The 7890-nt window shown below is 41.1% G+C and carries 7 protein-coding genes and 4 pseudogenes; 7 read left to right on the forward strand and 4 right to left on the reverse strand.

Annotated features, from left to right (window positions below):
- The coding region (locus tag HWQ37_RS20500) for a hypothetical protein (RefSeq protein WP_292750307.1) at positions 1-930 on the forward strand (930 nt) is incomplete at its 5' end.
- A gap of 514 nt (positions 931-1444) precedes the next feature.
- Here the strand turns inward: HWQ37_RS20500 and HWQ37_RS20505 are convergent.
- Positions 1445-2833, reverse strand: coding sequence for a DUF3370 domain-containing protein (locus tag HWQ37_RS20505; RefSeq protein WP_292750309.1), 1389 nt, complete (start codon positions 2831-2833; stop codon positions 1445-1447).
- A 31-nt stretch (positions 2834-2864) separates the two neighbouring features.
- Positions 2865-3407: pseudogene (locus tag HWQ37_RS20510) on the reverse strand (peptidase C15).
- A 58-nt stretch (positions 3408-3465) separates the two neighbouring features.
- Between HWQ37_RS20510 and hisH the strand changes: the two are divergent.
- Positions 3466-4101: an imidazole glycerol phosphate synthase subunit HisH gene (gene hisH / locus HWQ37_RS20515; RefSeq protein ID WP_292750312.1), complete on the forward strand. Its 636-nt coding sequence runs from the start codon at positions 3466-3468 to the stop codon at positions 4099-4101.
- 73 nt (positions 4102-4174) lie between these two features.
- Positions 4175-4735 (forward strand): 16S rRNA (guanine(966)-N(2))-methyltransferase RsmD, encoded by a 561-nt coding sequence (rsmD, locus tag HWQ37_RS20520; protein WP_292750315.1) that lies wholly within the window; start codon positions 4175-4177, stop codon positions 4733-4735.
- Positions 4736-4798: 63 nt separating this feature from the next.
- Here rsmD and petG read toward each other — a convergent pair whose 3' ends face one another.
- Complete coding sequence (petG, locus tag HWQ37_RS20525; RefSeq protein ID WP_063721252.1) at positions 4799-4912, reverse strand: cytochrome b6-f complex subunit V; 114 nt, start codon at positions 4910-4912, stop codon at positions 4799-4801.
- A 209-nt stretch (positions 4913-5121) separates the two neighbouring features.
- On the opposite strand from petG, the gene HWQ37_RS20530 reads away from it, so the two are divergent.
- The 3 genes and pseudogenes from HWQ37_RS20530 to HWQ37_RS20540 all read left to right on the forward strand — a co-directional run.
- On the forward strand, positions 5122-5496 hold the full coding sequence (locus HWQ37_RS20530) for a c-type cytochrome (protein WP_292750317.1): 375 nt from the start codon (positions 5122-5124) through the stop codon (positions 5494-5496).
- 671 nt (positions 5497-6167) lie between these two features.
- The gene (locus tag HWQ37_RS20535) at positions 6168-6965 is read left to right on the forward strand and encodes a peptidylprolyl isomerase (protein WP_292750319.1); all 798 of its coding nucleotides are present in this window, start codon (positions 6168-6170) and stop codon (positions 6963-6965) included.
- A 35-nt stretch (positions 6966-7000) separates the two neighbouring features.
- Positions 7001-7126: pseudogene (locus HWQ37_RS20540) on the forward strand (IS630 family transposase); the annotation flags it as partial.
- Between the two features lie 5 nt (positions 7127-7131).
- Here HWQ37_RS20540 and HWQ37_RS20545 read toward each other — a convergent pair.
- Positions 7132-7257: pseudogene (locus HWQ37_RS20545) on the reverse strand (IS630 family transposase); the annotation flags it as partial.
- A 126-nt stretch (positions 7258-7383) separates the two neighbouring features.
- Here HWQ37_RS20545 and HWQ37_RS20550 point away from each other — a divergent pair.
- Positions 7384-7593, forward strand: a pseudogene (locus tag HWQ37_RS20550) (transposase domain-containing protein); the annotation flags it as partial.
- Positions 7594-7890: the final 297 nt, after the last annotated feature.

The following is a 7890-nucleotide window of genomic DNA, read 5'->3' on the forward strand; positions in this document are numbered from 1 at the left end:
GGAGAAATCTTGCTAACTCGCATTTCTCCCGTTACCGATAGCTACTGGATGTTTTCTGGACCCTACACAATAATGGGTAAATTAGGTAAACCAAAACTTGCCGTAGCAATTGGCAATTTCAAAGAAAACTATAAAAGTAATCTTTACAGCGATGCTCCAGACTTGTTAGAAGAAGCTTGGCAATCAGTAGAACAATATCATCAGCAGTTTGTGGACTTTTTTGGCACTGATGAAATCACACTATCTGGATACCATCTGAATAAAAAAATAGCCGAATTTCAAGAAGTAATTACTCAAAAAACCTTTGCAGCCGCAGGAATTGATACTTCTAAATCTTTGGCTGAAGTGGCAGAAGCGGCTGGCATTGGCGACGAGGAAATCAAAGTAGCAGCAGAAGAATTTGGTACTGATTCCAAGGTAGTCTCTGAGATGTTTAACAGCAAAAGCGGCAATAGCAAAATGGTGATGCCAAAGGTTGATTTACCTGCTGAACTCAAGAAAGCAGAACAAGTAACAGCCCTTTCTCATCCTCGTTGGGGACAAATGTTTTTACCAACATACAGCAAAATACAAGCAATCTTATCGGCAGAGGACTGGCAAAGTATTCAAGGTTCTGAAAAATTAATTCGTTACTACCTCGAAGATAAAAGTATTAATGCTTTTATCTGGCATCGATTAGCACAACAGTATCCAACTCAATTAGAAAACGTGTTGCAAACATTTTTGCAACGTCCAGAGTTTAGGCTTGAAAACGACTTGGATACACTTTTGCAAGAATTCCACAAACCTATTGAGCCAGAATTACCAGATATTGCCAGCGTGCCTATACATTTGCATAACTTATTTCAGGAAGCTTTAGGAGAAGTTAACAAATCTAAGCCCAAGGGCAAGGGGCAACAAAAGCCAACGAAGGGTTTTCAACGAGGTTAGTAAATAGATATTTCCGAAAAAGAATGTAGAGACTTAGCATTGCTATGTCTCTGCATTGTATAATTAAGAACAATATTATTTGCCAGAATTAGATTCAGGTAATGTATTTGGAAATACACTCTCTATAATCCATAGCAACAAAAGAATCTATGCGTGAGATCAAGCCTTGGACTACCAGCTTAGTAGTCATAGTATCTATTATTGCAACTTCAATAGGCGTTTACAATTTAGAATTTTTTTTAAACAGCATCTGTGTTGTAAATACAATGCCTACTATCAGTAAGCATTGTAAGTCTCTGCCATAACTAACTGTTTAATATTAGATGTGCTATTGGCTTGACTGTACAAGCTTGTTCAGCAGTAGAGCCTTATTTGCTTAATTTTTTGCCATAAAGCAAAAAGAGGCGTGCATAATCCAAGTTCGTTCTATGTTCATCCTCGTCAATTGACGAAGGTATTGCTAATAGGTAATTGGTAATTTAAGAAAACTTATACCTAAATTAGCCATCATTCATTAGCGAGTTTGAGCTTGAGTTGACACTGTTAATACTTGCGGTGGTGTAGCATCTGGCGGATAGAGAAAGTCTACTTCGACTATTGAGCGATCGCCTGGTTTCATCTTTAATAAAACTAACGGTTCCCCTGGTTGACCTCTCTTTTGGACTAAATGCACAAACTCAGTTTGTGGCTGATTTTGGTCATCTTTGTAACGTACTCGCACTGTCCCTCTAAAGAATACTTGAGGAGATGGTGTACTCAGAAAGCGTAACCCCGGTTTTCCCAATTGCTCCTCCTTCAGTGGTGTTTGTATAGACACACTAACAGTTTGAGGATTTTGAGTATTGTTATATAGCGGCAACTTGAGATTATATTGAATTCCATAGTTGCCATGAGCGCGATATGCGGTGTCAGGATAACGCACCAGCATACTAGCACTTTGAATTTGACCAGTTCCTAATGTACCACCATGCAAGGTACTCAGAGCGTAGGAAAACACTTCACCAGGGTGGGGAATAGTTAGATACCTAGCTTTAGGATTATCTACTAATAAGGCTCTCCATCGTGAACCACCAACCACTCCCGCAACATGCCCATAAATTCTTGGCTTACCAGTATCCTCTAAGGGAGTGGGAGCTTTATCTCGTGGCCCAGCCAAGTCACCATTATCTAGTAAATTCTGCCACTCTTCTAAAGTAGGCGATCGCTCGCTACCATCAGGATTCACCCGCGCAAACATGGCGAGGCTAGCTGCATAGACAGTGCCATCACTTTGCAATCGGATCAATGTAGACCGACCATTGAGAGGCGGTGTCAATCCCTCTACAGGAATTGGTAAATTTAGTAACATTCGACTTTTCCCTGGTGGAATCTCAATTTGGGCGGGGAAAATCTCTTGTCGCACTCCCCGAAGCACATCAGACATGACGCGATCGCCAGGACCTGCAAAAACTTTACCTAAAAGATTTTGGCTAAAAGATGGTAACTGAATAAATGGTGCATCTGGTTGACTTAAATAACTCGCCCCTTGCCAAATATTCACCTTCACCGGTTCTGAACCGGGGTTATGCAAAATTATCCCTAGATAGAGCGATGTCTCCGACGGGCTATGCCTACGCAAATTATCTGCTGGTTCAGCTTTCGTAATGTGGTGAGCAAAAATATCAAATCGTCCTCGAAAGGGAAAATTCAGATGCGCCGTTGGCACTTTTTTCCCATCTGGTGGAAATGTAGAAAGTAAAATTCCTTCTTTCAAAACCAATTCTGGACTATTGCTGTTAAATGTTGGCACTGTATCCAACTTACCTGGTAAAGGTCGTACTTCTTGTGGTTGCACAACTTCTTCAGGTGGTGGCATGGCAGGAGTTAATTGGGCAATTGGGAAAATTAGTAACAATGGCAACATATACTTAGATATTTATTTCACCATACAGACATTAACAACTTGATGAAAGTGCCAGTTTGTTAATAATTAATACGAAATCGCCAAGAATCCCCATCAAATTTTCTTGATTGAGAACCGGAACGTGGACAAAAATACAACGTGCTGTGAGTTTATTTTGGCTTAAGTAGTCCAACACTGAATAGTAAAGACCCTCTCTAGGAGACGCTACGCGAACACAGACAAATTTCCCACAGTCGTGGCTAATCTGAATTTTTGCTGCCTCTGCCACTAATTTTTCTAAATCAACTTCTGTCTGCAAAACAATTTCTTTCCAGCTAGCACTTGCTTCCACAGTTAATTGTGTACGGCGTGCAGCCATGCCACAACAGATGATGTAATCAGGTTGGATTGCATTGATTTTTTCCATTACCTGACTACTGGCAAGTTACACATCTACGGGTAACTGGCGTAAAAAAGTTAAGTTATCTGGTATCAGATCGAGTTTGCTAACTTCCAGTAATAAATTATCAGAAGAATTTGACTGTTGATCCTTTAGCCAAATATCAAAAGAAGTTAATAGAATTCTTTTCTTCATAACAAATATTATTTAGAATAGAAAAACCCTCCATAATAAATTTACAAGGAGCAGGTAAATGCCAGTGATTGCGGTCGTAGATTACGAGATGGGAAATTTGCACTCAGTCTGCAAAGGCTTGGAAAAAGCTGGGGCAACTCCTAATGTTACTTATTCTCCAAAGGAATTAGAGCAAGCAGATGCAATAGTCCTACCGGGAGTAGGAGCATTTGATCCAGCAGTGCAACAGCTGCGATCGCGTGGTTTGGAACAACCGATTAAAGAAGCGATCGCATCTGGTAAACCTTTCTTAGGAATTTGTTTAGGATTACAAATTCTCTTTGAATCAAGTGCAGAAGGTACTCAACCAGGATTGGGAATTATCAAAGGAAAAGTGCGGCGATTTCGTCCAGAGGCTGACATCACTATTCCTCACATGGGTTGGAATCAACTGGAAATTACTCAACCAAAAAGTATTTTGTGGGAGCATTTACCGTCCGATCCTTGGGTGTATTTTGTCCATTCCTACTATGTTGACCCAATAGACCCGCTAATCCGTGCAGCAACTATCACTCACGGTACTCAAACCGTCACAGCTGCGATCGCCCATGAAAACCTGATGGCAGTCCAATTTCACCCCGAAAAATCCTCTAATATCGGATTGCAAATCCTGTCTAATTTCGTTGCTCAAGTCCGCGAAAAAATTCCTGCCTAATATTCTTTTTGCCATCTTTCATTTGTCATTTGTCCTTTGTTAATAAATGAGAATGCCCAATGTCCAATGATCAATGAGTCTGAGAATTTACGGCAATCGCCAGCTAAAAACTTTACCAGGAAAAGAAACTAGACCTACTAGTGCGCGGGTAAGAGAGGCAGTATTTAATATTTGGCAAGGAGAAATTGCAGGTTGTCGCTGGCTAGATTTATGCGCCGGTACTGGTTCAATGGGCGCAGAGGCTTTGTGTAGAGGAGCCAGCCTAGTAGTGGGAATAGAACAATCTAGCCGAGCCTGTGCCACCATCCAACAAAATTGGCAGCAAGTAGCTAATGCCGACCAAGAATTTCGGGTATTGCGGGGAGATATTACCCAACAGTTAAAGACTTTATCAGGCAAGCAGTTCGATAGAATCTACTTCGATCCACCTTATGCCAGTGGATTGTACCAGCCAGTATTAGAAGCGATCGCTCACCATCAATTTTTAGATATTACTAGCGGCGAAATCGCAGTTGAACACGCCTCACAAGGTTGGACACCGCCAAAGATTCCAGCTTGGGAAATTTGCCGCCAGAAAGTTTACGGCAACACATCACTTACTTTCTACAGAATTGTGGAATCACAAGAGTGCTGAGTGGGGAAAAAGAATTGCTTCCTTGTCCCTCATCCCACTCAGCACTCACCACTGGGGACTACCTCATCCCCCCAACTGGTTGGGACGCTTGTATTGCTTATATGCAGCGTAAAAAAGTCCGGCGAGAGTGACGAAAACTAAACCAAGGACAATACCTGATAGCAGGGGTTCAACCACTGGAAATCTCCTCTTTGTAATTATTAAATATTCGTTGCCTGTTTTTGATTTTACCAAATTTCGTATGAATCCTGCGCCCTACAGCCTTTTACAGGGCAACTGCCCACAAGAAAATAGTCTTCTGTGCTTGCAGACACAATCAAGAACTTTTAAGCTATGTGTAGGAAATGAAAACTTTTTAGCACACCTAGACTTTCACAGCAAACCTTTTGGATAACCAGATTACCAAACCTGAAATTTTGATTCAGTGGATCGTTTTATTGACGCTGGCTATACTGCTAGGAGTCCCTTTGGGCTTTTTTGGTCTTCAGTTGGTTCAAGCCTCCGATCCATACGTCAAGAGTGTTCTATCCCTTACAGGAAACCCAGTTCAAGGACACGCGATCTTTCAAATTAACTGTGCTGGTTGTCATGGCTTGGAAGCAGACGGGCGAGTGGGACCGAGTTTGCAAGCTGTTTCAAAGCACAAGTCTCGGTATGGGCTGATTCACCAAGTTATCAGTGGCGAAACACCGCCAATGCCAAAATTCCAACCTAGTGTCCAAGAAATGGCGGATCTTTTGAACTATTTAGAGTCGTTATAGACCTAAGAATTTTTGGTTGTAAGATACATAAATACCCTTATGTGAAAAGACAGCATAGAATGTCATGTGCTACCTTTTTACACCTCTGACAACCGTAAACAGACCTCTATATGCTCGATAGTGTTCGCATAACATCTCTATCTTGTAGAGAATACTTTAGCGGCGTAGGAGCGTCGCCCTTAGCATAATGCCTGTTCTACTTAAAGAAATTCCAAACGCTTGGATGCGAGACTGCTGCGCGTAGCTTGCTTTCGCCGTGAGGGTACGCAAACTCGCTCGTACAATAACGTACAATAATAGAAACCTCAAAACGAAGTTTAATGGACAAAATCCTAGTTAGATAAGGGTTAAAAATTTTACTGTAGTAAGGGTGATTAAAGAGAGTTATCTCAAAACACCCTAGCTCAGTCTGATAAACTTCGTCTTTTAAGTCGTAGTGGCGAGAACTATCTTTTGTATTTATCTTCACATCTCGTAGTATTTGCGTAGAATCTTTGATAAAAACTCATATAAACTGTATATTTTTAAATATGTTAGCAAGTAACTATTTAATTATTGCGAAAGTGAGGTTAGCATACCTAACTCTGTAGAATTAAGGTAAAAGCTCCTAAAAAATGGGTTAAGTATAGCTTCTTTAACAGACTAGATATTCTTGAGATGCCCGAAAGCTAATGACTGAAGCGATCCAAATCGGTAATCGTACAATCACAGCTAGTGAACTGATTTCCTTGCTGGCAAATTACCAAATGCTGCCACAGTTGCAGCGAGAATTAATCATTGATGAGGCGATAGAACAAAACTCACGCTCCGCCAAGGTATTAATAGAGTGTACCCCTGAAGAAGTAGCCCAAGCTCAACAGCAGTTCTACACTGAAAAACAGTTCAAAAATGAAGAAGACATTCAGGCTTGGATGGCACATCAAGGGCTGACTCCCGATCAACTAGAAGTTATTACCACTCGTAAGCTAAAAATTGAAAAATTCAAGCAAGCCATTTGGGGTAATAAACTGGAATCTTACTTTTTTCAGTCCAAGGCAAAACTGGACAAAGTAATTTATTCCCTACTGCGAACCCAGGATGTGGGAATTGCCCAAGAACTCTACTTCAGGATTCAGGCAAAAGAAAACTCTTTCGCTGATTTGGCGCGGGAATACTCACTCGGACCGGAAGCCCAAACTGGTGGCTTGGTAGGCCCGATTGAACTGAATGCACTACATCCGATAATGGTGCAAATGCTTTCTAGCAGTCAACCAGGTCAGATATTGCCCCCTACCCGTATTGCCGACTGGTTCGTGATTTTGCGGCTAGAAAAATTTATTCCCGCACAACTGGATGAATTTATGAAAGTGCGCCTGTTGAATGAACTCTTTGAAAACTGGCTACAAGAACAGCAAAAGCAAATCATGTCTGCACCACGATCGGAGGCGGGGACAGGACTACAGGGAGAGGGCGATCAAGCTTTAATCTAAGTAGGGCTTGCTGAATAAACAGAAAACCTTGATAAATCAAAAGTCGTCAATACTAGATTATATGGTTACTAGCACAAGGAAAAAAGACGGAAGGAGTAGAGCAAGTCACTGGCTACAGCAGAACATGGATCTACGCATTGGTTAAACGGTATAAGCTGTTGTGCTTTTAATTTGCACAAACAGCATTTCCCTTATGTTTTATTTTTCTTCCCCATTTAATAATAAGCTCTCCATCATTCAAAAGTTTATTTAACGTAGATTTTAGTTCACATACTGATTGAAACAGTCGATGCCATGCACACACCAATATGCTACTGTTCTACGAGAACAACCGATTATCTCACAAAGCTTATATTAAGAATAGGTCTAAAGTGGTGACCTGCTTAAAGCAATCGAGACAGCGATTCCAGCAAAGATAATCGAACAGGCGATCGCTAATACCCAAACAGAGGAAGAACGCAAGCGATCACTACCAGCGCAATTAGTGGTAAGCCTGGTAATAGCAATGAGTCTTTGGTCTAGAGATTCGATGCAGGATGTACTCAAAAACTTAATAGATGGGATGTCGGAGACATGGGTAAAAGTTGGTAAATATTGGCGAGTACCAAGTAAATCAGCAATTACTCGCTTCCAGAAAGAGTTCATCGAACCAACCCCAGAGTTGTAAAAAACCTGTATCTAAGTTTCGCTCCAAAAGAGTAAAACACCGAGGTACTGGCACACGAACTCATCCTCCTATTTTCCTAATTCTTAGCACTGTATAGTCTTAACTGAACCGTATTGTTTTATATCCCCCAAAAACGGTATTGTACAATACTATTTTTTAGCGATCGCAAAAGTTTTCGGTCTACTGTACGTGAATACTGAAGTCTTTAATCGAGTTTTAGCTGACTTTGCTCGTGAAAAAACCCCCTAGCTGTTATGA

It is taken from the genome of Nostoc sp. NMS4 (genome assembly GCF_017115095.1).
Classification (GTDB): domain Bacteria; phylum Cyanobacteriota; class Cyanobacteriia; order Cyanobacteriales; family Nostocaceae; genus Nostoc.

Coding starts and splice junctions, on each gene's coding strand:
- rsmD (WP_292750315.1), top strand. CDS start 4,175: ATGAGTCTGAGAATTTACGGCAATCGCCAGCTAAAAACTTTACCAGGA.
- HWQ37_RS20505 (WP_292750309.1), bottom strand. CDS start 2,833: ATGTTGCCATTGTTACTAATTTTCCCAATTGCCCAATTAACTCCTGCC.
- HWQ37_RS20535 (WP_292750319.1), top strand. CDS start 6,168: ATGACTGAAGCGATCCAAATCGGTAATCGTACAATCACAGCTAGTGAA.
- hisH (WP_292750312.1), top strand. CDS start 3,466: ATGCCAGTGATTGCGGTCGTAGATTACGAGATGGGAAATTTGCACTCA.